The organism is Methylacidiphilum caldifontis (assembly GCF_017310505.1).
GTDB lineage: Bacteria > Verrucomicrobiota > Verrucomicrobiia > Methylacidiphilales > Methylacidiphilaceae > Methylacidiphilum > Methylacidiphilum caldifontis.
Map to the genome: position 1 here is coordinate 915737 of NZ_CP065957.1, position 21868 is coordinate 937604.

The following is a 21868-nucleotide window of genomic DNA, read 5'->3' on the forward strand; positions in this document are numbered from 1 at the left end:
GCTTCAAAAAAAGAAAAAATAATAATAAACAATCTCCAGTTGAAAGCTAAAAATAAATCCTCAGCCCTCCCTGTTTTTTTTCATATTCAAGCCAAACATAGAATATTCTTTTTGTATAAAGAACCCTTAAAAAGGAGTTTTCTTTCTTCCTTTGATCTGCAAAGCCTTGGTAATGTCATTCAAGGATAGACAGTTGATCACGTCTTCTTTGCGTAGCCAACCTTTACGGGCGATGTTGACCCCAATTTTATAATAACCAATTTCCTTGACATGGTGAGCATCAGGATTAATAACACATTTTACTCCTTTATCTCTGGCTGATTTCCAAAGCCTCCAGTCCATATCCAGTCGCATGGGTTGGGCATTCAACTCTATCCAAGTGCCCGTCTTTGCTGCACAATCAATAACCTTTTCCATGTTTACGGGATAGGGTTTTCTAACCAACAACAACCTTCCGGTTGGATGCCCCAACATTGTTACGTAAGGATTTTCCATCGCTTTTATAAGTCTCTGGGTGTTATCCTCTTCATCATTAGAAAAACCGGCATGAAGGGAAGCTACCACATAGTCAAGCTCTTTGAGCAAGGTGTCAGAAAAGTCAAGTTTGCCCTCTTTTAATATGTCACACTCGATGCCGCTCAAGAGCCGGAAATTTTGCAATCGAGAATTCATGTTTTTTATCTTATCTAGTTGGGCATATACTCTTTCTTCGCTTAGCCCGTTGGCTTGGAATGAAGATTTCGAGTGGTCAGCAATACCCAGGTATTCCAGTCCCATTTCCATGGCCGCTTTGGCCATATCTTCTAAGCTGCTCCTGCCGTCACTTTCCGTTGTATGGCAATGGAAAACCCCACGAATATCTTCCCATTGCACAAGCCTTGGAATTTCATTGTTCTGAGCCGCCTCAATCTCTCCCATGTTTTCTCTAAGCTCAGGGGGAATGTAGGCCAACCCCAAAGCAGCATAAACATCTTTTTCGGTTCTGCAGAAAATCTTTGATTCTTGAGGTTGCATAGTCTGAGGATTATCCTCAGATTCGCTTTCCGCTACCGGTTTTTCCTCTAATTTTGAAAGCTGAAAAAGTCCCCATTCAGATAATTTTTTGCCTTGAGCTATCGCCCTTTGCCGTAAAGCCACGTTATGTTCCTTGCTTCCTGTAAAATGAAGAAGAGCATAGGCATAATCTTCATCGGGTACAACCCGGAGATCACAGGAAAGACCTTTGTCAAATATAACGGTAGATTTGGTTTCCCCATGATTCACAATGCGCCTGACTTGAGGAAACTGCACGAAATAATCCATCACAGCCCCTGGATTTTTCGATGTGCAAAGAAAATCTAGATCTTTAACGATTTCTTTCCCTCTCCGAAAACTCCCTGCAACATGAACATGGACAATCGAAGGATTTTTTTTCAGGTAATCAAGAAGTTCCTCAACAATATCAACAAGATCGCCGTATCGATGATAGGCAGAAAAAGACCGGAACTGATTAATGCCAAGAAGAATGTTTTCTTCAGTCTTCTGGCCAAAACCCGCCAATCCCGCAATACGATGCTCTTTGCATGCTTTCTCCAAAGAATCAATGTCCTTAATCCCAAGCTCCTCGTAAAGAACCTTTGCCCTCTTAGGTCCAACCCCTGGAATATCGAGCAATTCCAAAAGACTGGGTGGAAACTCTTTTTTGAGTTCTTCGTAATAAGGCAAATTGCCCGTCGTTACAAGTTGAATGATTTTTTCCCCTATTCCTTCCCCTATGCCTTTTATCCCTTTGAAACGTCCCTGAGCAATGAGATCGCTCAACTCTTCAGCTAAAGTATCAATAACCCTGGCAGCTGTCCGATAAGCTCTGGATTTGAAAGGATTTTCCCCTTTCAGTTCAAGCAAAGTGGCAATGCCTTCCAGGACAGAGACAACCATCGACTTGTCGATTTTTTTTGCAGGATAAGTTTTTTTCTCTTGTGTTTGGGATAGTTGCGGGGAAGAAGAGGGAAGATGAGTTTCCTTTTTTTTCTTTGGCATATCTTTTATTTTAGCTTTTTTTTAGGGGAAAAAAATGGAGAAAATCCGCTTTATTGTTTTATAAGGGTTATGAAATCCAATTGTAAAAATGCATTTTCGTTGCTAGCGCTAAAGAGCTTTATTAGTGTATAAATAAAAATGGTCTTTTCACTCTCCGAAAAGTTATGGGCAGAAGCTCAACAACTGTTTCCTGGTGGCGTTAATTCTCCCGTTCGATCATTCAAATCGGTAGGGGGCATTCCTTTTTATGTAAGCCGGGCCAAAGGTTCAAAACTTTTTGATGTCGATGGGAACAGTTATACCGATTATGTCTGTTCATGGGGAGCTTTAATTCATGGCCATGCTCATCCTGCCGTTGTCCGATCCATCGGTGAGACTCTCCAGGACGGAACAAGTTTTGGGGCTAATAGTCCTCTTGAAATCAAGCTTGCGCAGCTCATCCGTTCCGCTATGCCTTCGATTGAAAAAATCAGATTTGTCAACAGCGGTACAGAAGCATGCATGAGTGCGATAAGAATCGCCAGGGGTTTTAGCGGAAGAGAAAAGATCATAAAGTTTGAAGGTTGTTATCACGGCCATTCAGATAGTCTTTTAGTTAAGGCGGGATCTGGGGCCTTGACCACGGGTGTCCCGGACAGTTCGGGGGTTCCCTCCTGCCTTTCTTCTTTAACTGTTGTTCTTCCTTGGAATGACAAACCAACACTCCTCGAAGCGTTTAAAAAGTACGGGAAAGAAACAGCGGCCGTTATCCTTGAGCCCATACCCGCCAACTGTGGTTTAATTCCTCCTACCGAAGGTTTTTTAGAATGCTTACTTTCCACCGCTAAACAATACGGCACCCTCGTTATATTCGATGAAGTGATCACCGGTTTCAGGTTGGCTATGGGTGGGGCACAGGAACTTTTTGGCATTCAACCTGACCTTACTGTTCTTGGAAAAATCATTGGGGGGGGACTCCCTGTTGGAGCTGTGGGAGGCAAAAAAGAAATTATGGATTGCCTATCTCCTGTAGGAACAGTCTACCAAGCGGGGACATTGAGTGGTAATCCTCTGGCAATGGCTGCGGGTATCGCTCAACTTGAACAGATAAAAAAACTCCCGACCTATAGCCAGCTTGAAACTTTGGGCAGACAACTTGAAACGGCTATTGAAGATATTCAAAAAAAGTTATCTATTCCTTTGCAGTTCCACCGCTTTGGCTCGATGTTCAGTTTTTTCTTTACCCCTAAAAAAGTACTATCAGCTGCTGACGCCTATGGCGTGGATAAAAAGAGATTTTCTCATTTCTTTACCTCCCTTCTCCATTCAGGGATATTCCTTCCACCTTCTCCCTATGAAACTGCTTTTTTGAGTACCGCCCACAGCGAAAGCGACATTGATGAACTGGCTAAGATAGTTTATGATACTTTAAAAAAGATCACATGATTGTGTTATTACGACTCGTTTTGTTGGTTTTTCTTTTTTTAGGGTTCTTTTCTTCTTTGAAGATCCATGATTGCCTTGGATCTGACAGTACCTCCCCTTCCGAATATTACCCCAAGGATAAGTTAAAACCGGGGATGAGAGGCATAACCTACACCGTCTTGCAGGGTGATAAAATTGAACCGCTCCAAACCGAAATTTTGGGTATTGCTAAAAACTACATTGGTCCAGGACTTGATCTGATCATTGCAAAGCTTGTAGATCCCAAGACGGCGGTAATCGGAGCTGTCCATGGAATGAGTGGTAGTCCTCTCTATGTTGATGGGAAACTTGTAGGCGCTCTGTCGCGACGCATCGCTTCCTTTGAAAAAGATGGACACTGTGGTTTTACTCCAATAGAAGATATGCTGAAGGTTGAATGGATGGAAAATCAAAGCTCAGCCTCTCCATCGCAATATCTTTCTATGGGGAGCAGGTCAAGCTGGAATCTTATAGCCCCCCAGCAGCTGGGAGGATTTTCCCAACAAAGAACGGATTGGCTGGCTGTTCCTCTAACAATCAGTGGTATAAACCAAAATCTATTTGAAAAATATCTTAAGCGATTCGGGTGGGATAAATTCCCTTTCCTAGTCGTTTCAGGAGGAGCTGAATCAAGGCCTGTCCCTGTCCAACCTGAATCTTTACAGCCTGGCTCTCCCGTATCTGCTGTCATGATGACAGGAGACATCTCCATCGGAGGAACAGGGACTTTAACATGGAGAAAAGGGATGAATATTTTGGCCTTTGGGCATCCCATGTTTGGTTTTGGGAAAAGCGATCTGCCCATGGCTATGGCTGAAGTCATCACGACTATTCCCAGTTACGAAACTCCCTATAAATTGGCAAACATTGGCTCAGTAATAGGAACGATTCTGGAGGATAGGCTTTCTGCGATTGGGGGTAAAATAGGATCTCTTCCTCCCATGGCTTCCTATAGTTTAAAAAGAATCCATGACGATAAAATGATGAAGCCTTTAGAAGGTCGCTTTATCTCTCATCCTTCGCTTTCTCCAATGCTCGTCAATCTTGCTTTAGCTGAAGCTCTATCTTCTACAGACAGCGCTTCGCGAACATTCTCTGTTAAAGTGGAGGGTAAAGTACTTTTTGAAAACCTTCCCTCGCTTTCACTAGGAGGTTTTTATTCGGGTCATGATACTGACATTATTGATGCCACGATGGAAATCACCAAGCCATTGAATCTCCTTTTTGAGCAACCATGGATAGAGCCCAAAATCAAATCATTAGATCTTTCCGTTGTTTCTTCAGAAAAAGAAAAAATATGGATGGTCGAAAAGATCTTTACCGATTTTCAAAAGTATAAACCTTCTTCACAGGTCCATCTTCAGCTTGAACTAAAAGAAAAGTATGGGGAAAAACTCTTTCGGACCGTAAGCCTAGATATTCCCCCTACGGTCAATACTCCTACGACTTTAAGTGTACGCGTACTTTCTGGAAATATTCTCGACAAGATTATTTTAGATAAAAAAATTCAGGGTATAACCGATGCACGCGAGCTTATTGAGGCCTTGAATAAAAGGCATAAGACCAATAGCCTTTACATACAACTGGTTGCGGAAAGCCCTGGAGAAGTTCGTGCAGGCCATCCATTGCCCTCATTACCCCTTTCTTTTACAGTCCTCTCCAATGCGACGAATATTTCCAAGAACACTGTTCCAGACAACGAGCAGATATTAACAGAAATCGAAATGGAACTTCCAGGTATGGCATGGGCAGATAAGGCTGTAAAAGTTGAAGTCCAATAACGAACTTCTTTCTAAATACAATTACAAAAAGGTTCAAAATCTTTTGTTTTCATTTCTTGACAGTTCCATTAAAAGATTATAAAGCCTTGATTAGTTTGTAGTTAAAAAGCTTTGATATTTTCTGAATTCGTTGTTGGGAACATTTTTACAAAAAAAGAGGTTATCGATGCAAAAGTTCAAGCTCCCTTTTCTTACTTTAATTTGTTCTTATTTTTTCATATCGAATTTTTCCAACCATGGGTTTTCTCAAGATATCACGCCGGATAAAGTTAAAACCATCTTTGGCATTATTCCAAAAGTAGCCGAAAACCCTTCTAATCCCGTTACTCCAGAAAAAGTGAACTTGGGCCGTTATCTCTTTTTCGATCCAAGGCTTTCAAAGAGCGGCAAGATTAGCTGCAACTCATGCCATAGCTTGGCTAATAGCGGGGTAGATGGGTTGGCCACTTCCATCGGCCACAAATGGCAAATCGGTCCAAGAAATGCTCCAACAGTATTAAATGCAGCCTTGGAATTTAGCCAATTCTGGGATGGTCGAGCCAAGGATGTTGAAGAGCAAGCCATGGGACCTATGCTTAATCCCAAAGAAATGGCTTCGACTAAAGAACTTGTAGTCCAAAGACTGAAAAGCATCCCCCAATACGTCGACATGTTTAAGAAGGCATTTCCTGATGAAACGGACCCCGTTACTTTTGAAAACACCGCAAAAGCGATAGCTGCTTTTGAACGTACTCTTTTGACTCCCTCTCGTTTCGATCGATACATGGATGGCGATCTTTCCGCTTTAAGTCCAGAAGAAAAAGAAGGACTGAAAACTTTTATCCAAACGGGTTGTATTTCATGTCATAATGGAACAGACATTGGAGGAGGGATGTTTCAAAAGTTCGGGTTGGTCAACAAGGTCAGCTGGTTGCAGGACCTAGGTAGATTCGAAGTGACCAAGAATCCTGCAGATAAATATGTTTTCAAAGTACCTAGCCTGCGTAACATTACTAAAACGGCCCCTTACTTTAACAACGGTCATACTTGGTCTCTTGAAGAAGCCGTAAAAACAATGGGTTATGTACAGCTGGGGAAGACTTTGAGTGATGAAGAGGTCAAGAAAATAGTGAGCTTTCTGGGAAGTCTTTCTGCAGAACCTCCATTACAAGTTACATTGCCTAATCTTCCACCCTCGACTCCACAAACCCCTAGACCAATGCCCTGAAAAGGTTATAAACGGTAGAAAAACAAAACTTTGGATTTCGGGTTTAGGGTTTTATGGGCTTTCTATTTTGTAAAAGTGTAGCCTTTTTATCTTCATACGAAAGGAAAAGGATATGCACCCTGGGTAAAGCTCTTATGAATTTTTTTAAAAAGTTTCCAACAATCTTCGTTTTGCCCTTATTTTTGTTTCTTCCTGTCCCCGAAATCCATGCTATTCATCCCCAAAGGATAATCTTAGATAGCTACAACGACTTTGCCCAGGGAACATCTGAAAGTGTCGAAATCAAGGCTGAAGGATTCCTTACTCCCTCTCCTTTCATAGAAAAGATTTGCAGTCTTCCCGCTGAACAAGCCTGGTCTATATTGGCTGAATCTTATGACAGCTGTCTTATAGGTACATCTCCAGAAGGAAAACTATTTCGCGTAAAAAAAGACGGTTCTTACCAACTCATTGCAAAGTTTCCAGAGGGCAATGTTTCTGCTTTAACAAAAAACAAGAAAGGAGAAATTTTTGTAGGGACTTCACCCGATGGAAAAATCTATAAAATCGAGCCCAATGGTCATTTCAAAGTTTTTTTTGATCCTAAAGAAAAATATATCTGGAGCATGATCTGTGATGATAAATCGAATCTCTATGTAGGCACCGGAACAGCAGGACGCATCTATCGATTAACAGAAGAAGCTAAAGGAGAAATCTATGCCACAATCAGCGAGACTCATGTCCGATGTTTACTTTTACATCCCACAAAAGAAACCTTGCTTGCAGCCACAGCAAATCGGGGAGCCGTTTACGAAATTTTCCCAGGTGGAAAAGCCATCTTGCTCGTCGATCCTGAAAAAGATGAGATCAATCAGCTCGTTGTTGGAGACAACCATTGCGTTTATTTTTCCACTGTGGGGAAGAAAAAATTTGGCCGGTTACCCAACCAACCTCAACCAGATAGTTCTTCTCTACTACCCGAAGGATGGATAGAAGTAAGTGGGGAACAGGACGAAAACAAAGAGTATCCCAGCTCGAAAACACAACCCCTTGTAAACATTAAGCCCACTATTCCTCCTCGATTGTCTGAGATTTGGAAAATAGAAACTTCAGGGCTATCTTATCCCATTTGGAGCAGTAAGGATTTTGTTTTTGCCATTCAATGGTTTAAAAACAGGCTTTTTATAGGGTCAGATTCTGGAGGTTACATCTATGCGGTGGATACCAACGGAAAAATGGATCGCGTTTTGAAGACTGACTCTAGCCAGCTTAATGCTTTTGCCCTCTCTGGTAACCAGCTTTTCATTTCCTCGAGCAACCCCATTCATATTTATTTAACCGGAGAGAGCATGAGAGAAAGGGAAGCTATCTACCGTTCCTGGCCCATAGATGCCGGATCAATTGCCAAATGGGGATCTATACGGCTCGAAAAAGAGGGAAACGTAGAAGTTTTGACAAGAACGGGCAATACTCATAGGACAGAAGCCGGATGGTATGGCTGGCAGCCGCTCGTAGATAATCATTGCACAAGTCCAAGCGGAAGGTACTTACAATTCGAACTTCGACTTGGGAAAAATGCCAAAGTCAGCCGCGTGGAAATCGCCTGTCTGCCTAATAACATTCCTCCTAAAATTGAACTTTTAAAAATTCTTCCACCTGGAATTTCTTACAGCAGCCTCATGATGCCACCCCCTCCCCCTCCAACCAAAACTATTGAACAACTCCTTTCTCATGACGAAAAATCCACCGACTTCGAAAGCCAAAGCATGCCTCCACGCTTTCAAGTCAAGGAAAGCCGAGGCCTTCGAACAGTCGTTTGGAAAGCCATAGATCCGGATGGGGATAACCTTAAATACAGTATTTTTTTCAAACCCTACCCTTCTTCCGCTATTTGGACCCTGCTCGCCAAGGAACTTGATGAAAGTTTGTTTAGCTGGGATACCACCGGATGGCCTGATGGCTTTTATGTCTTAAAAATAGAAGCCACCGATGAGAAGGATAATCCTTTAGGCATGGGGTTATCTGCATCACTAGAAAGTAGACCTTTTTTGGTTGATAACACCCCCCCAAAAATCCTTATCCAGAACAAGGACAATGCAATTAGCATCACGGTCACAGATGAAGGAAGTGGTATTAAAACGGTGGAAATTTCTGAAGATGGGAAAACCTTTACTCCTCTTTATCCCAAAGAAGGAATGCTCGATTTTAGAAAACAAGAATTTGTTATCGGGTTAACCCCCGAAAAGAAAATCCGTTTTATCCGTGCCGAAGATGAAAGTGGAAATATATCCAATGCACTTTTGAATAACTGATCTAAAAGTGATTTCAACAAGGAGCATCCAAATTTCTTCCAAGTTGTTTCATCTTGTGCATTGTCCAGCTGTGAAGCCAAAGGCCTTATGATTAAATCCAAAAACTTTGTTAAATTTGTATTGCTTGATCGACAAATGAATTACAGCTTATTAATGTTATATTGAGTCGTCGTTTCGTGCTAAACGAACTTGGTAAGAGACCAGTCCTGCAATAATCCTCACTAGATGAATCTAATAGAGCCAATCACAACTAAACGACAAAGGATATAGCAAATATCCCCTTTCCCCGACAATCGTTTACCAAGCTCAAATTAAGCCGGTGCACCTTCAAGACCTGGCAACAGCCCATCGTTTTTTGTTGCTTCTTGTTGCCTTGCCGGGTTTTTCGTCGAAGACTCATCACCAGAAGGTAGGGCAGGAGTATTCTTAGAAGGAGGATTAGTCATTTTGCCCGTTTTTACAATTTCAATCACTTGATCGGCATTAAGGGTCTCATACTCTAGGAGAGCTTGAGCCAAAGCCTCGACTTTATCTTTGTGATCCAGGATTATTCTTTTGGCTTTTTCATAAGCGGTTTGAATAAAATGCTGGACCTCATGATCTATAGCCTGAGCAGTAGCTTCACTATAACCCCTGGATGTACCCAACTCTCGACCAAGAAACACCATGGAGCCGTCATCCGCATAATGGACCATACCCAGCTTTTCACTCATACCCCATTCGCACACCATTTTCCGGGCATACCACGTAGCCTGGCGGATATCGCCGCTTGCCCCACTTGATATATCTCCCAGGAATACTTCCTCTGCAACTCTTCCTCCCATAGCTACACACAGGTCGTCAAGGACCTCTTTTTTACGCGCATTGTATTTATCAGAAGCTGGAAGCATCATGGTCACGCCCAGGGCAGGCCCTCGAGGAATAATGGTAACCTTGTGTATAGGATCGGTATTTTCCAAAAGGACATTAAGAACGGCATGACCCGCTTCATGATAAGCGGTGGTCTTTCGTTCTTCTTCACTCATAGCAAGGCTGCGCCGTTCCTTTCCCCACCGCACTTTATCACGGGCTTCTTCCAGATCTGGTTGATCTACGCAGTCTTTCCCCTTTTTGGCTGCAATCAAGGCCGCTTCATTGATAAGATTGGCCAATTCGGCTCCGGAAAATCCCGGAGTTCCCCTAGCCAAGGCTGTCAGGTCGGCATTCTTTGAAAGCTTAATCTTCTGTGCATGGACTCTAAGGATCTGTTCGCGACCCCGGATATCGGGCAAGTTAACTCGCACCTCCCGGTCAAATCTGCCAGGTCTCAAAAGAGCGGGATCCAAAACGTCTTTTCTATTAGTCGCCGCAATCACAATCACCCCTTCTTGAGACTCTATTCCATCCATTTCTACCAAAAGGGCGTTCAAGGTCTGTTCCCGTTCGTCATGCCCTCCTCCAAGGCCAGTCCCTCGAGCACGACCAACAGCATCAATCTCGTCAATAAACACAATACAAGGAGAATGACGCCTCGCCTGCTCAAACATATCCCTTACTCGAGAGGCTCCCACCCCTACGAACATTTCCACAAAATCTGACCCACTAATACTGAAGAAAGGAACGTCAGCTTCTCCAGCAATAGCCTTGGCCAATAAAGTTTTTCCTGTTCCCGGAGGACCCACCATCAGTACCCCTTTGGGAATCCTTCCTCCAAGTTTTTGAAATTTCTTAGGGTCCTTGAGAAATTCAACCAACTCCTGGACCTCTTCTTTCGCTTCTTCAACTCCAGCCACATCTTTAAAAGTAACTTTCGTTTTTCCTCCACTCAAAAGACGCGCTCGGCTTTTCCCAAAGCTAAAAGCACCCCTTCCCGCCATCCTGATCTGCTGGCGGAAAAGAAAATAGAGCGCTAAAATGAACAGAAGGAAAGGAAGAACGCTTAAAAAAGCTTGACCCCAAAAATTATGAATGACTTTCACGTCAATTTCTGGAAAACCCTTGGTGGCCAGAAATTGTTTCAAATCTCGGTTAAATTCTAAATCCACAACGGTGCGGAAGGGAACAACAATCTCCGCATTTTCTGTTGGCCCCGCCGGCCGTGTATACCTCCCTTCCAAAAAGGTCTGTCCTGTAGAGGTATCTCGAATAAAAACTAAAGACTTAACTCTTCCTTGATCTAAAAGGCGAGTTAACTGGGGAAGAGATTTCTGTTCAATCCCTGGTCCTTGGTTTACACTCACATAGTAAGCCAATACAACAAAAAGGATTGAAACCAGAAAGAAAAGAAATCCTTTCCAATTTGATTCACCACCGGGTTCGTTTTTCGATGAATCGTTTCTTTTTAATGATGAACCTTTTTTCATTTTCGGAAATTGCAAAGAAGACTTAGACATACCAATTAATTATTATTTTTTATTAAACATAATACCATTACAAATAATTTCTTGCAAACGAAAGCTGGTATTTATGCAGTTTTTCCTCATTTCTTTAAGGGAAAAGTCGAAAGTAAATCCAGCAAGCTTTTCCCAAGCCATGTTCAGAGAAAACAGTAATCCAATTTACGGTAATAGGTATCACGGCGAATAGGAATTTTACCCGCATTTTCGATCGTTTTTTGTAACCTGGTCACGGTCTGGCCAGCTGGAGTTTTAGCCCCAGCCATGTGAAATATTTTTTCTTTTTCTATTGTTCCATGCAGGTCATCGGCACCAAAATTCAGGGCAAGTTCAGCAATAGCCATCCCCGAACTGATCCAATAGGCGGTAATATGATCGAAGTTATCCAAGAACAACCTACTGACAGCTATCGTTTTTAAAAAATCGATACCTGTAGCCTTCTTTATATTGCCAAGTTTTGTATTTTCTGGTTCAAAGGCAAAAGGGATAAAGGCGCAAAATCCTTTCGTTTCATCTTGGAGATCTCGCAACCTCGATAAGTGATCGATCCGATGGTTTAAACTTTCAACATGGCCAAAAAGCATGGTCGCCGTGCTTTTTTTCCCAAGACTGTGCCAAAGCCGATGAACTTCGATCCATTCATCAGCGGTTTCTTTTCCTGCACAGATTTTCCTTCTTATTATAGGATCAAATATTTCAGCTCCTCCCCCAGTTAAGGAATCCAGTCCAACCGAAGCAAGATCTTCAAGCACCTCGATAATCGGTTTTTTGGCTATTCTTTTTGCCAAATGCCTTATTTCAACCGCCGTAAAAGCCTTAATCATGACTTGAGAGACCTTTTCTTTAATCTCCCGTACCAAATCGAGGTAGTAGGAATAAGGAAGTTTCGGATGTAACCCTCCCACGCAATGAACTTCGGTTGCCCCTTTTTCTACAGCATCCGTAGTTTCTCTTACTAGTTCTTCAATAGAATAGCTAAAGGCTCCATCTTGGCCTTCCCTTCTATAAAATGCACAAAACTGACAGCTCAAAATACAAACGTTTGAATAATTAAGGTAGCGATTAAGAATATAGGTAGCCACGGCTCCATTTTTATCCCTGGAAACCTGTTCAGCTAGACTGCCCACAAAATTAATATCAGGACATTCATAAAGGCGCAGGGCATCGCTAGAACTTAGTCTCTGGCCTTCAGCGATCTTCTCAACCACATCAGCCAGTCCAAGCCGCATTGAATGGTCAAACAATGAGCCCTTTATGCTGCACTGCATTTTCATAATTTTAAATGGCGATACTTAAAATTACTCCAACAAAAATAAAAATGCTGATCCAAGCATTCATATTAAAAAAAGCGATATTGATCTTGGCCATTTCTCCTGCTCGGCTCAAAAAATGTTCATAAACAAGAATAACGGCTACCACGCCCAAGGCTATCCAATAGGGCCATTTCATTGTTCCGATCCATCCAAAGATAGCCCAACAGATCCATGCCAAAACATGGAGTAAGGCAGCAAGTTTCAAAGAAAAGTTCTCTCCAAATTGTGCTGGGACTGAATATAAACCCAACCGTCTGTCAAATTCAACATCCTGCAGAGCATAAATAATATCAAAGCCAAAAGTCCAGAAGAAGACCGCAAGAGATAAAAGATAAGGCAAAAGATCGTTGAGATTGTCCCTAACCGCTGCCCATGCACCAAGGGGAGCAAGGCTCAAGCATAATCCCAAAACGGCATGTGAATAGGATCCTAATCTTTTAGTTAACGAATAAAAAATGATAAGAAATGCTGCCACCGGAGATAGGATAAAACAGAGAAAATTTAAGGAATAAGCTCCAATCTCGAATATTCCCAAGGAGATAATCCCTAGAACCAAAGCTTCTCTTTTGGTTGCAAGTTTTGTTCTTCGTTGGGTCCTGGGATTTTGTTTGTCATATTCCCAATCGAGAAAACGGTTAAAAGCCATGGCTGCCGTCCTGGCTCCAACCATACACAGTAAGATTCCCACCAAAATCCTAACCGAAGGCAGTCCCCTAGCTGCAACCGCCATAGAGGTTAGTGCAAAAGGCAGGGCAAAAAGGGTATGCGAAAATTTTACAAGCTCAAGAAGGTTTCTTAGTTTGATAAAAAGTTTTGACAAATTGTTCACTGTTATTCTAAAAACTCTCTTTCCAGCGGGTCGACAAAGCATTATCTATACCTAAGTGATCCAATACTCTTGCATTGACCGTATCGATCAGATCATCAATGGTCTGGGGTAATGCATAGAAGGAAGGACAAGCAGGTAATATGACCGCACCAGCTTCTGCCAAAGTTGTTAAATTACGAAGATGAATCAGGTTAAGAGGAGTTTCTCTAATGACCAAGATCAACTTTCTTTTCTCTTTCAGGAAAACATCCGCGCTCCGAGTAATGGTCGAATTAGAAACACCCTGAGCAATCCGGCAAGCTGTACCGACAGAGCAGGGAATAATGACCATGGCATCAAAACGTGTAGATCCACTCACAAAAGGAGCATCCATAGTATTATCATTGTATAAACCAAATTTTTTAGGAATATCTAGTCCGCGGTTCAACTCCAATGCAATCACCTGCTTGCCCCGGTTACTCACCACTACATGAATTTCATGATCAGTCTGAGAAAGAAAATGGAGCAATCTTTGAGCATACAACGATCCGCTAGCTCCGGTAATCCCCACTACGATTTTCATCTGTTTTTTTATTACCTTTTTTTTAAGCTAGAAACAAGTTTTCTTATCACAATACCAGCAGTTCTTCCGAGTTGATCCTTATCTCAGGCCTAGCTAAATCATATAGAACACGAGGTTTTTATAAGCTTTTATAAAAGCGGTTTTTTGTTTTTCTAATAATAACTTAGTTGCATTTTTTCTCTTTTAAATGCTTTTTAGTTTTGTCGGTTATTTAAAAAAGTTTCAAGCCAGGGATATTGTACAAAAAGCCTCATTCCTAGTTCGTCTTGACAGGAGGAGGAAAAATAGGAAAACAGGTTGAGTTTAATAATTAAATGTTTTCAAAAAATTGAGAAAAGAATGGAAAACAAAAGTAAAATCAGAAAAGACAAAATTAAAATATTTATAGTTGATGATCATCCCGTAGTACGGGAAGGAATTATTCAGCTTCTGAGTCGAGATAAAAATCTTCAGATCTGTGGGGAAGCGGGCAATGCTTACGATGGTTTTGAATTGATAGGGAAAGTGTTGCCCGATATCGCAATCATTAATCTTTCCATGCCGGGTAAAAACGGTTTGGAACTTATTAGGGATATCCGCTGTGCCTATCCTCAGGTCCACAATCTTGTTTTTTCCATGCATGATGAAATGATTTATGCCGAAAGAGCTTTAAAGGCTGGTGCAAGGGGTTATGTGATGATGACTGAAGGGGGGGAAAAACTGATAGAGGCGATTTACAAAATTGCTAGGGGAAAGATCGCTGTCAGCCCGAAAGTTTCAAACCTAATTATTTCCAATATATCAACAAAAACTCAAAAAACGATCAATAATCCCACCCAGCTTTTGAGCAACCGGGAATTTGAAATTTTTCAACTTATAGGCAAAGGTTATGGCATAAGACAGATCTCAGAACAACTGCATATCAGCGTCAAAACCGTTGAATCGTATAGAAGCTCAATCAAGGAAAAGCTGAAAATCAAATCTACCGAAGAACTTGTTCACTATGCGGTAAGCTGGTGTCAAGCTGAATTTCTAGGAATGAAATAATCATCACAGGTCGGCTCATTAATATGAAAGATTATTTTGTCAAACGAGCTCAACCCTTCTCTATTTATTTTATTTTCAGCATATTTTTTATCTACGCCTTTTTCCGTTCAGTAGCTATAGCCGACCGGCTTTCTAGCTCGTATCGATTTAAAGATCCCTACCTGTGGGCCCAGCAGTTTGATTCACCCTCCCGAGATAGATGGCAGAAACCCACAGCCGTTATACAATCCCTGCATTTAAAACCTGGTCAAAAAGTGGTAGATATTGGAGCGGGAACCGGTTATTTCGCTGTCAAACTTGCCCATGCCGTCGGTCCTACGGGTGAAGTATTAGCGTTAGATAGGGAATCAACCATGGTTAGCTATTTACGGAAAAGAGCGAAAAAAGAGGGGCTAAAAAACCTAAAAGCACGACTTGTCCATGCCAACGACCCTAAGCTTAAAAGACAGAGCGCCGACCTTATTTTTCTCTGCAACAGCTATCATCATATTCACGATCCTGAATATCTTAAAAAATTGGCCCTTGCTTTGAAAAAAAACGGTCGCATCTGTGTTATCGATATTAAACCAGGATCTCCACGGCTTTTCCCCGCCACAGCACAATTTAAAAGGCATTTAAAAATTTCAGCCCAATCCGTAAAGGAAGATTTTGAAAAAGCCGGCTTTAGTCTCGATAAGGAATTTTTCTTTTTACCTTACCAATACTTCCTTGAATTCAAACCGCTTTCCGCCTTTCCAGCCAAGTCATAGAACTAAATGAGAGGCTAGGCGGTCTAAACCCAGGACATCCCGCATCGAATAGAGTGAAGGCGCTTTGCCTACTATCCACTTGGCCGCTTTGAGAGAACCCAGGGCAAAAGGAAATCGATTTTCAGCTCTATGGGTTATTTCTATTACTTCTCCAGGCCCACAATACATAACTGTGTGTACCCCAACCACGGTTCCTGCTCTCAAGGAATGAACTTGAGGAAGTCTTTCTTTTGTCTTTTCCCCTCTCTTTTCGTCTATCCTTTGATCAATCTGTTTTTCTGCTTCAATCAACACCTCTAAAAGCCTTTTTGCCGTCCCACTAGGAGAATCGAGTTTAGTATTATGATGGATATCGATAATATCCTTGTCATAGCTTTTTCCCAAAACCAGCGAAGCAACACGAACCAATAATTCCATGAGATTTATTCCCAGTGAGAAATTAGCAGAAAGAACAATAGGGATCTTCTGAGCCGCTTGCTTGATTTCTTCCAACTCCTCAGCAGTATGACCGGTGGTACCGATCACAAGGGGAAGAGACCGACTCGCCGCTTTTCTTACCAGCTCTTGACTAAAAGTATGCACTGAAAAATCGATGAGACAATCTGCTTCTTTATCCAAGAGATCTTCAAGGCTATCCTCTTTATCAGCTAATCCGACAATTTTCACCTCATTGTCCAAGGCAGCAGCCTGAACTACCGTTTTCCCCATTTTCCCATCAGCTCCTGTTAAAAGAATTTTTATCATGTCTCTGTTTTTCCTCTCTGTTTGACCGTTTCTCTGGATCAGGCCAACAAGTATTCTAGGTTAGATAACTTTTCTTTTGTGCGTTTTAAGGTTGCTTCGAGTTTGGCTTGATTTTGGGGTTGAAGAGGAGCCAAGGGAAGTCTTATTTCCGACTCAATCCATCCCTCCATCGCTAACGCCGTTTTTACAGGCACTGGATTAGTCTCGATCATCAGGTCCCTGAATAGAGGATAAAGAGCGTGATGGAGAAGACGGGCTTCAGCTGATTTTCCAGAGAGAAATAACCGGACTAAAGCTCCCACCGCTTTGGGAAATAAATTTGAGGCTACGCTGATTACCCCTACTGCCCCCACACTTAAGAAAGGTAAAGTTAAAGAGTCATCCCCACTCAAAATGGAAAACTCCTCGGGGAGAACCTGTTCTAGTTGACTCACTCTGTCCACGCTCCCTCCGGCTTCCTTTATGCCAACAATGTTACTGTTTTTTTCCACCAACCTAACAACGGTTTCCACAGAGATATCTACACCACATCTTGAAGGAATATTGTAAAGGAGTATGGGCAAAGCAGTCGATGAAGCGATCGAGGAAAAATGCCGGAAAAGCCCTTCTTGCGAAGGCCGATTATAATACGGGGATACAAGAAGTATACCATCCACCCCAATTTTTTCGGCTTCTTTTGTCAGATGAATCGCTTCAGCTGTACTGTTTGAGCCCGTTCCAGCAAAAACCTTTATCCTTTCCCCCGCCACTTCTTTCGACCATCTGATCACTTCAATATGCTCATCGTAACTAAGAGTAGGAGATTCTCCTGTCGTCCCCACCGGTACAATGCCCTCAATGTGGTTTTGAATCTGGTTATCGATAAGCCTTTCAAGAGCTTTCTTATCTATGCTTCCTTTTTGAAAAGGGGTTACAATCGCTGTGTACGTTCCTTGAATTTTCATATTGGTTTTTGTTTTAAGCTATATCTATGGTCCCTACAAAAACTTTTTTTGCAGGACCTTCGAGTATTACCTCGTTAAATGCCTGATCTAATCTTGTAAAATACACCTTTAAACTATCTCCACTACGAACCAAAACCTCTATCGGGCTATCCATGCCCAAAACTAAGTGAGATATCAAAGCAGAAGCTGTAACCCCGGATCCGCAAGCCAAAGTTTCTCCTTCCACGCCCCGTTCATAAGTTCTTATCTTTATTTTTTGCTCAGCTACTTTCCAAACAAAATTTACATTTGTCCCTTCAGGTTTAAAATCCTCATGCCACCTAATACTAGAACCCAGTGCCCGGAAAGAATCCAGGGAAAGATTTTCATAATCACCAAAAAGGACAACATGGGGAACTCCCGTATTAATTTTATGGACTTCGAAAAGTCGATCATTGAGTCTCAGAGGAATTTGTAATCTCAAGTCTTTTGGGGAAGGAACGGTAATTTTAACCCCTTCTTCAGAAATCCAACCCGTTACCCTCCCGGCATCAGTAATAAAACTAACTTGCTTTTTTTCGATGTTCCCCACTCCTTTTTCAAAAAGGAATCGGGCAAAACACCGTGCTCCATTCCCACAAAAGCTCGCCCGACTTCCATCGGCATTGAAGTAAACCATTCGGGGCTCAGTCGCATCGCCGTTTTCTATGACCAGAAGTCCATCTGCTCCTATTCCCCTATAACGGTCGCAAAGATAACTAATTCGAGCAGTGTTTAACTGAATTGAGTTTTTACGATTGTCGAGCAGAATAAAATCATTACCCGCTCCTTGCATTTTGGTGAAAAAAATGTCCATAAAAAATTGTTTTTTAGCTAATATTATACAAATTCACTAATAAAAAAGTTCTAGAATTGCAAAACCGTTGTAACGAACTCGACTTATCCAATCTTCCTGTCGGCATAATCGACTACGGGATGGGTAATCTTAGGAGTGTCGAAAATGTTCTTGTTACCTTAGGATGCCGAGTAGAAAGACTCCTTTCTGCCCCCTCCCATACCGATTTTCTTGCCATTGTTTTACCAGGGGTTGGTGCCTTTGGTGATTGCATGAAAAGCCTTCGAAATAAAGGGTTTTTAGCCTTCCTTGAACATTGGATATCCAGGGACTTGCCTTTTTTAGGAATTTGCCTAGGATACCAGATTCTTTTTGAACAAAGTATGGAATCAGAAGGCTGTGAAGGGCTGGGGATTTTTGAAGGAAGGGTAGTGCGATTTATCGAAGGCAAGGAAAAAATACCCCATATAGGCTGGAATTCGGTTCAAATCGCCAAAAAATCCAGTTACCTCGAAGATATTGTCACAGGTGATTATTTTTATTTTGTTCACAGTTACTATCCCGATGTCCTCCAGAAAGAAATCATCCTTTTGCATACAGATTACTGTGGAGTCAACTTTAGTAGCGCTATTGCCAAAGGCAATCTTTTAGCCACACAATTTCATCCTGAAAAAAGCCATAAAAAAGGGATACAACTTTTATCAAACTTCCTTAACAGGGCAAAAATGTACTGGTTGCTTGAGAAAAAGGTGGCAAAATGAAAATCTATGCTGCTATCGATCTTTTTAAAGGCCAGGTCGTTCGCTTAAGACAAGGCAAAATTGAAGAAATGACTGTTTATTCATCTGATCCAGTCAAAACAGCTCTTTTCTGGCAGGAACAAGGAGCAGATGGATTGCATATTGTCGATCTGCAAGGAGCATTTGAGGGAAAACCCCAACATCTAGCTCTGCTTGAAAAAATCGCCCAGGTGGTAACCCTTCCTATCCAGTTTGGAGGGGGATTGAGAACGGAAGAACAAGCTTTAAAGGCCATTGAAAAAGGTGCCCAAAGAGTGATTATTGGAAGTAGATTAGTCACAGACCCTGAATTTTTGGATAATCTTTCGAAGAAATTAGGCTCAGAGAAAATAGTGGCTGCGTTGGACACCAAAAACGGGGAAGTCCAGGTTGAAGGATGGAAAAAATCCAGTGGCTATACAGTAGAAAACTTTATAAAATGGATAAAACAGAAAGGAGTCGGATTTTTACTTTACACGAACATCCAGACCGATGGGACATTGAACGGGCCCGACATAAAAGGCACTCAAGCTGTGGTTAAAATGAGTTCGTTGCCTGTCTTTGCTTCTGGCGGAATAGGTTGTGACAAAGACCTTGAAGAGCTTCAAAAAATAAAAGATCTTTATGGGGCTATCTTGGGAAGAAGTTTGTACGAAGGGAAAATTTCTTTGGTTGTAAAAAAGAAAAAAGATTAGGGCTTAAAATCGACTTTCTTTATTCTCTAATAAATGGCTTTGGTCTTTAAATCTTAGAAAAAAAATCCTGAATATTTTTCAGATTTCTTGCCTAATAGCTCAAAAAAAGAGATTTATTCTTGATAGCCATATTGAACCCTAGGAGCATCTAGCCTTATCAGCACAACAACCTTCAATTACAATATATTGCTTTATAACTCCTTTCTTGAGAAAGTAGTTCTCGTAAAAGCGCGAAACTCACGCCATACCATTAGGTTGGCGGGGGTAGTTCATAGGGGGGCAATCTATTTTTTAAAAAAAAGCTGAAGAAAAACGATTTCTGATTTTTGCCCTACTCTAACGGGTGGACCCCATGTACCGGCTCCCCTTGTCACGATGATATGACTTGCCCCTATTTTTCTATAGCCATAACTCAAGGGAAAGAGCCGATCTACAATGTAGTTTATAGGCCAAAATTGTCCTTGATGTGTATGCCCACAAACCAAAAGATCCACTTGTTCCCTAACCGCTTCATCAATAGCTGTCGGCCTGTGATCCATTACAAAGAGGGGTTTGCTCCTGTCGCTTTCTTTAAGAATTTCCTTGAGTGTTTTCCTTTTCCTTTTTCCCTCGATGATTTCTACAGCCCTATCATCTCTTCCAATGACGTAAAAAAAATTATCTACTTTCCTTTGTTCATCCCTGAGAACGGCAATGCCACAATTTTCGAGAAAGGCCGACAAGCTATCTGAATCATAAAAACATTCATGATTGCCTATACAACTATACACTCCCAAAGGGGCGGCAAGATTTTTAAAAAATTGATCAATCCCTTCTTTTTCTAAAACTCTTCTGCTCCCGTCAATGAGATCTCCTGGAAGTAAAATTAAATCAGGCTTAAGAGAGAGAATTTTTTTTATAATAATCGAAAGTCTCCTTTTGCCGATAGTGCCTCCTGCATGGATATCTGAGGCTACAACCACTCGCAATGAAGACAGCGGGCATGTTTTTTCAATGCTCAGTTCCATCTTTTTCACTTCGATATCAAGGGTGTTCAGATAACCCTTAATTAAAATCAAAGCTACAAGTCCGACCTCACCAAGGCCTATCATCCATAGCCTACCAGCAAAAAAAGCATGAAAAGAGGGTGGAGCAACTATCCATATTCCATCCGCCAGGCATATACCAAAAAAAAAGTAGATAACAGCAGGGAGCCAAAGGCTAGAGAAAGCCATAAGCCCATTGAGCATAGGTAGATGCAGCCGTTCTTTAATGGCCGAACAGATGAAATAACCCCAAACAGCCCATGCACAAATCACCAGATAAAAACCCTGGAAAAATAAAATATGAGGAAGAACCAAAAACCCCCTGAAAATTACATAACCACTAAGCCCATAATAAAGGGCAAAAAAAAATCCACGTTTCATTTTATATTCAATCCCCTGTAAAGCCCTCTAATAATGGAATGAGCTTGGCATCATTACTAATATTCCCCTTTTTTTTAGCTCGGAATCCCTGGGTAATCATGGTTGCTTGATTTTTTAATTATTCAACCTATCCCAATTTAACCGACAGCATTGATAGAGCTCAGCTTATTCAATTTCATTGTTTTTTGCCCTTCTTTATTTGATCATTATAGGGTTACATCCAAAAGAACCCCCCTTTTGAAAACGGGTTAACTGACAAGGGGATATTTTTGATTGTCTTGACGAAGAAATATAAAAAGAAGCCTATTCATAGTTGATTTTTGACTCTTTATGTAATCTCATCGACTAGCTATTTTTCGAGCGAGTTATAACCTTATCTAGAGAGAGAGATCCTCCACCCCCAATCAACAAGGCAAATGCACCCGCCCACAGACTCAGAGCATACTCCATGCCTCCATCATGGACAAAAAAAGCTTTCAAATGTGCAGTAAAAATGGCCACCGTCATGATGATCACTAAATTGAGGGCTGCAATGCGAGTAGCGAAACCCAACAAAAGGAGAACTGCTCCCAAAAACTCACCTCCCCCTGCTAGAGTTGCCCAGAAGATTCCAGGGACAAGGTGTAATTTTTCGGCAAAACTGCTCGCCGTACCCTCAAGCCCTTTTCCCCCAAACCAACCAAAAAGTTTTTGTGCTCCATGGGCAAAAAAGATTATACCGAGGACAATCCTTAAAGGGAAAAAAGCCAAGGTTGATGACGTTTGAAAAAGCCAACAAAACAAGTTTGAATACACTCTTTGCTTTGCTTTCATTGTGCCAAGTAAACTACAAAGACGCTGCCATGTTTCTAAGCTGATTTGATTATACTCTTTGCTTTGTTTTTCATCGCT

Annotated in this window: 18 protein-coding genes; 8 read left to right on the forward strand and 10 right to left on the reverse strand. The window is 41.6% G+C overall.

Annotated elements, in window-relative coordinates; translation table 11 throughout:
- Positions 1-126: 126 nt before the first annotated feature.
- Positions 127-2019: a DNA polymerase/3'-5' exonuclease PolX gene (gene polX, locus IT6_RS04340; protein ID WP_206828096.1), complete on the reverse strand. Its 1893-nt coding sequence runs from the start codon at positions 2017-2019 to the stop codon at positions 127-129.
- A 138-nt stretch (positions 2020-2157) separates the two neighbouring features.
- Between polX and hemL the strand changes: the two genes are divergently transcribed.
- The 4 genes from hemL to IT6_RS04360 all read left to right on the forward strand — a co-directional run bounded on the left by hemL (position 2158) and on the right by IT6_RS04360 (position 8741).
- A complete protein-coding gene (hemL, locus tag IT6_RS04345) occupies positions 2158-3444 on the forward strand; it encodes a glutamate-1-semialdehyde 2,1-aminomutase (RefSeq protein ID WP_206828098.1) in 1287 nt (428 codons plus the stop codon).
- Positions 3441-5243, forward strand: a complete 1803-nt coding sequence (locus tag IT6_RS04350; RefSeq protein ID WP_134440388.1) for a SpoIVB peptidase S55 domain-containing protein — start codon at positions 3441-3443, stop codon at positions 5241-5243. Before hemL ends, IT6_RS04350 begins: the two co-directional genes overlap by 4 nt.
- Positions 5244-5409: 166 nt before the next feature.
- Positions 5410-6450: a cytochrome-c peroxidase gene (locus IT6_RS04355; RefSeq protein WP_134440389.1), complete on the forward strand. Its 1041-nt coding sequence runs from the start codon at positions 5410-5412 to the stop codon at positions 6448-6450.
- A 134-nt stretch (positions 6451-6584) separates the two neighbouring features.
- A complete protein-coding gene (locus tag IT6_RS04360; RefSeq protein WP_206828100.1) occupies positions 6585-8741 on the forward strand; it encodes a ligand-binding sensor domain-containing protein in 2157 nt (718 codons plus the stop codon).
- 311 nt (positions 8742-9052) lie between these two features.
- Here the strand turns inward: IT6_RS04360 and ftsH are convergent, their stop codons facing one another.
- From ftsH to IT6_RS04380, 4 genes are all read right to left on the reverse strand, one after another.
- The gene (ftsH, locus tag IT6_RS04365) at positions 9053-11113 is read right to left on the reverse strand and encodes an ATP-dependent zinc metalloprotease FtsH (protein ID WP_134440391.1); all 2061 of its coding nucleotides are present in this window, start codon (positions 11111-11113) and stop codon (positions 9053-9055) included.
- Between the two features lie 143 nt (positions 11114-11256).
- The gene (gene mqnE, locus IT6_RS04370) at positions 11257-12390 is read right to left on the reverse strand and encodes an aminofutalosine synthase MqnE (protein ID WP_206828102.1); all 1134 of its coding nucleotides are present in this window, start codon (positions 12388-12390) and stop codon (positions 11257-11259) included.
- 4 nt (positions 12391-12394) lie between these two features.
- Complete coding sequence (locus IT6_RS04375) at positions 12395-13258, reverse strand: UbiA-like polyprenyltransferase (RefSeq protein WP_134440393.1); 864 nt, start codon at positions 13256-13258, stop codon at positions 12395-12397.
- 7 nt (positions 13259-13265) lie between these two features.
- Positions 13266-13820, reverse strand: a complete 555-nt coding sequence (locus IT6_RS04380; protein WP_134440394.1) for a UbiX family flavin prenyltransferase — start codon at positions 13818-13820, stop codon at positions 13266-13268.
- A 339-nt stretch (positions 13821-14159) separates the two neighbouring features.
- Between IT6_RS04380 and IT6_RS04385 the strand changes: the two genes are divergently transcribed.
- Positions 14160-14846, forward strand: coding sequence for a response regulator (locus tag IT6_RS04385; protein WP_206828105.1), 687 nt, complete (start codon positions 14160-14162; stop codon positions 14844-14846).
- A gap of 23 nt (positions 14847-14869) precedes the next feature.
- Positions 14870-15595, forward strand: a complete 726-nt coding sequence (locus tag IT6_RS04390; protein WP_206828107.1) for a class I SAM-dependent methyltransferase — start codon at positions 14870-14872, stop codon at positions 15593-15595.
- Here the strand turns inward: IT6_RS04390 and dapB are convergent.
- Genes dapB through dapF form a run of 3 tightly spaced genes read right to left on the reverse strand, consistent with a single transcriptional unit; the run spans position 15590 to position 18118 of the window.
- Positions 15590-16339, reverse strand: a complete 750-nt coding sequence (gene dapB, locus IT6_RS04395; RefSeq protein ID WP_134440397.1) for a 4-hydroxy-tetrahydrodipicolinate reductase — start codon at positions 16337-16339, stop codon at positions 15590-15592. The genes IT6_RS04390 and dapB overlap by 6 nt on opposite strands.
- 38 nt (positions 16340-16377) lie before the next feature.
- Positions 16378-17283, reverse strand: a complete 906-nt coding sequence (dapA, locus tag IT6_RS04400) for a 4-hydroxy-tetrahydrodipicolinate synthase (RefSeq protein ID WP_206828108.1) — start codon at positions 17281-17283, stop codon at positions 16378-16380.
- 13 nt (positions 17284-17296) lie between these two features.
- On the reverse strand, positions 17297-18118 hold the full coding sequence (gene dapF / locus IT6_RS04405; RefSeq protein WP_206828110.1) for a diaminopimelate epimerase: 822 nt from the start codon (positions 18116-18118) through the stop codon (positions 17297-17299).
- Positions 18119-18174: 56 nt separating this feature from the next.
- On the opposite strand from dapF, the gene hisH reads away from it, so the two are divergent.
- Complete coding sequence (gene hisH / locus IT6_RS04410; RefSeq protein WP_242524340.1) at positions 18175-18858, forward strand: imidazole glycerol phosphate synthase subunit HisH; 684 nt, start codon at positions 18175-18177, stop codon at positions 18856-18858.
- Positions 18855-19571: a 1-(5-phosphoribosyl)-5-[(5-phosphoribosylamino)methylideneamino]imidazole-4-carboxamide isomerase gene (hisA, locus tag IT6_RS04415; RefSeq protein ID WP_134440400.1), complete on the forward strand. Its 717-nt coding sequence runs from the start codon at positions 18855-18857 to the stop codon at positions 19569-19571. Before hisH ends, hisA begins: the two co-directional genes overlap by 4 nt.
- Before the next feature lie 284 nt (positions 19572-19855).
- On the opposite strand, the gene IT6_RS04420 is transcribed toward hisA, so the two are convergent.
- Positions 19856-20977 (reverse strand): metallophosphoesterase, encoded by a 1122-nt coding sequence (locus tag IT6_RS04420; RefSeq protein WP_206828112.1) that lies wholly within the window; start codon positions 20975-20977, stop codon positions 19856-19858.
- A gap of 345 nt (positions 20978-21322) precedes the next feature.
- Complete coding sequence (locus IT6_RS04425) at positions 21323-21790, reverse strand: DoxX family protein (protein WP_206828512.1); 468 nt, start codon at positions 21788-21790, stop codon at positions 21323-21325.
- Positions 21791-21868: the final 78 nt, after the last annotated feature.

What these genes read in the sequence shown, in the direction of transcription:
- polX (WP_206828096.1), bottom strand. Translation starts at nt 2,019, where the DNA reads ATGCCAAAGAAAAAAAAGGAAACTCATCTTCCCTCTTCTTCCCCGCAA.
- hemL (WP_206828098.1), top strand. Translation starts at nt 2,158, where the DNA reads ATGGTCTTTTCACTCTCCGAAAAGTTATGGGCAGAAGCTCAACAACTG.
- IT6_RS04350 (WP_134440388.1), top strand. Translation starts at nt 3,441, where the DNA reads ATGATTGTGTTATTACGACTCGTTTTGTTGGTTTTTCTTTTTTTAGGG.
- IT6_RS04355 (WP_134440389.1), top strand. Translation starts at nt 5,410, where the DNA reads ATGCAAAAGTTCAAGCTCCCTTTTCTTACTTTAATTTGTTCTTATTTT.
- IT6_RS04360 (WP_206828100.1), top strand. Translation starts at nt 6,585, where the DNA reads ATGAATTTTTTTAAAAAGTTTCCAACAATCTTCGTTTTGCCCTTATTT.
- ftsH (WP_134440391.1), bottom strand. Translation starts at nt 11,113, where the DNA reads ATGTCTAAGTCTTCTTTGCAATTTCCGAAAATGAAAAAAGGTTCATCA.
- mqnE (WP_206828102.1), bottom strand. Translation starts at nt 12,390, where the DNA reads ATGAAAATGCAGTGCAGCATAAAGGGCTCATTGTTTGACCATTCAATG.
- IT6_RS04380 (WP_134440394.1), bottom strand. Translation starts at nt 13,820, where the DNA reads ATGAAAATCGTAGTGGGGATTACCGGAGCTAGCGGATCGTTGTATGCT.
- IT6_RS04385 (WP_206828105.1), top strand. Translation starts at nt 14,160, where the DNA reads ATGGAAAACAAAAGTAAAATCAGAAAAGACAAAATTAAAATATTTATA.
- IT6_RS04390 (WP_206828107.1), top strand. Translation starts at nt 14,870, where the DNA reads ATGAAAGATTATTTTGTCAAACGAGCTCAACCCTTCTCTATTTATTTT.
- dapB (WP_134440397.1), bottom strand. Translation starts at nt 16,339, where the DNA reads ATGATAAAAATTCTTTTAACAGGAGCTGATGGGAAAATGGGGAAAACG.
- dapA (WP_206828108.1), bottom strand. Translation starts at nt 17,283, where the DNA reads ATGAAAATTCAAGGAACGTACACAGCGATTGTAACCCCTTTTCAAAAA.
- dapF (WP_206828110.1), bottom strand. Translation starts at nt 18,118, where the DNA reads ATGGACATTTTTTTCACCAAAATGCAAGGAGCGGGTAATGATTTTATT.
- hisA (WP_134440400.1), top strand. Translation starts at nt 18,855, where the DNA reads ATGAAAATCTATGCTGCTATCGATCTTTTTAAAGGCCAGGTCGTTCGC.
- IT6_RS04420 (WP_206828112.1), bottom strand. Translation starts at nt 20,977, where the DNA reads ATGAAACGTGGATTTTTTTTTGCCCTTTATTATGGGCTTAGTGGTTAT.
- IT6_RS04425 (WP_206828512.1), bottom strand. Translation starts at nt 21,790, where the DNA reads ATGAAAGCAAAGCAAAGAGTGTATTCAAACTTGTTTTGTTGGCTTTTT.